The sequence below is a fragment of the Mycobacterium sp. NGS17 genome (assembly GCF_059813205.1).
In genome coordinates, this window is sequence record NZ_JCALED010000057.1 from 1 (window position 1) to 271 (window position 271).

Annotated in this window: 1 protein-coding gene; it reads left to right on the forward strand. The window is 72.0% G+C overall.

The genetic code is table 11. The annotated features are described in order from the left end of the window. A partial coding sequence (locus tag AC5Y7E_RS24340) for an AMP-binding protein (protein WP_499950973.1) occupies positions 1–271 on the forward strand: 271 nt, incomplete at both ends.

The following is a 271-nucleotide window of genomic DNA, read 5'->3' on the forward strand; positions in this document are numbered from 1 at the left end:
CGGTGTTGGGGAATCGGGCGGTGTTGGGCCGACCGGGTGGCGGGGTGTCGATCCCGGTGCTGTTCGCTGCGCAGGTGGCGCGCGCCGGCGAGGCGGTGGCGGTGGTGGGCGCGGGCGGTTCGATGACGTATCGCGAGCTTGATGAGGCCTCGAATCGGGTGGCGGCGCTGTTGGCCGGTCACGGTGCGGGCCCGGGACAGTGTGTGGCGCTGGTGTTGTCGCGTTCGGTGCAGGCGATCACCGCGATCCTGGGGGTGCTCAAGACCGGGGC